Source organism: Pseudoxanthomonas sp. LjRoot204_2 (assembly GCF_056175765.1).
Genome location: NZ_JBGFFG010000636.1, coordinates 1 through 1,431 on the forward strand (window position 1 = coordinate 1; position 1,431 = coordinate 1,431).

The 1,431-nt window shown below is 70.3% G+C and carries 1 protein-coding gene; it reads right to left on the reverse strand.

All coding sequences use genetic code 11. The features are described 5' to 3' along the window. Positions 1-205: 205 nt before the first annotated feature. A partial coding sequence (gene ntrC / locus AC04L7_RS18630; protein WP_475513693.1) for a nitrogen regulation protein NR(I) occupies positions 206-1,431 on the reverse strand: 1,226 nt, incomplete at its 5' end.

A 1,431-nucleotide genomic window follows, 5' to 3' on the forward strand; every position in this document is an offset into this window, starting at 1 on the left:
GGCGGTACTGGTGGTGGGGACGACGGGCGTCGCCGTTGACGACGGCGACGACGGCGACGGCGACGGCGTGGTGCTGCATGCCGCGAGGGCGAGGGCGGAAGCGGCGGCCAGCAGGACGATGCGCATGAGAGGGCTCCAGTACGGGTCGTGGCCGGGTACCGTAACCACCGCTACCTTCACGATCAATGAAAGTCGCTGCGTTCCCTCATCCGCGCTTGCGACCGGGCCCCAGCTTCCGCGTCACGGTGTTGCGTCCCACGCCCAGCTTGGCCGCGGCTTCGGCGCGGCGTCCATGCGTCAGCTCCAGGGCGACCTCGAGCAGCGTGCGGTCCAGGCGCTCGCGGGCTTCCGCATGCAGCGCCTCGGCGCCTTCCAGCAGGCGGCGGCGCGCCCATTCGCCCAGCGCGTGGTCCCACTCGCCGCGTCCACCGGCGACCGGTGCATGCAGCAGTGCGCCCTGCAGGTCGGTGGTGTTGATGACGTCGGCCGGTGCCAGTGCGGCCAGCCGCCAGCAGACGTTTTCCAGTTCGCGCACGTTGCCGGGCCAATCGTGGGCCTGCAGCAGATCCAGCGCTGGATTGCTGAAGCGCTTGGGGGCGATGTCGAGCTTGCGCGTGGCCATGGCCAGGAAGTTCTCGGCCAGTTGCGGCACGTCCGCGCGACGCTCGCGCAGGGGCGGCAGTTGCAGGCGCACGACGTTCAGGCGGTGCAGCAGGTCGGCGCGGAAGCGACCCTCGGCGACCAGCCCATCGAGGTCCTGGTGGGTGGCGGCGATCACGCGCACGTCCACGCGGATCAGTTCGCGTCCGCCGACGCGGAAGAACTCGCCTTCCGCCAGCACGCGCAACAGGCGCGTCTGCAACGGCAGCGGCATGTCGCCGATCTCGTCGAGGAACAGCGTGCCGCCATCCGCCTGTTCGAAACGGCCGATGTGCCGCTTCTGCGCGCCGGTGAACGCACCGGCCTCGTGGCCGAATAGTTCGCTTTCCAGCAGTTCCGACGGGATGGCGGCGGTGTTCAGCGCGACGAAGGGTTTGCGCGAACGCGGCGACTCATGGTGCAGCGCATGCGCCACCAGCTCCTTGCCGGTGCCGGTTTCGCCGGTGATCAGCACCGACAGCGGCGCCTGCGCCAGCCGGCCGATCGCACGGAACAGCGCGCGCATGGTCGGCGTATCGCCGATCAGCTGGGGCGTGGCCGCCGCCGTCGCGTCGGCGTCCTGGGCAGCGTCGGCGCTCTCCTCCGCATCGGGCAGCGTGCGCGCGGCCAGCGCGACCGCATCGTCCAGATCGAACGGCTTGGACAGGAATTCGTGCGCGCCACCGCGGAATGCGCCCGCCGTGCTCGCCACGTCGGTGTACGCCGACATCACGATCACCGGCAGCTGCGGATGCGTGGCTTTCAGCTTGTCCAGCAGTACCAGGCCATCGT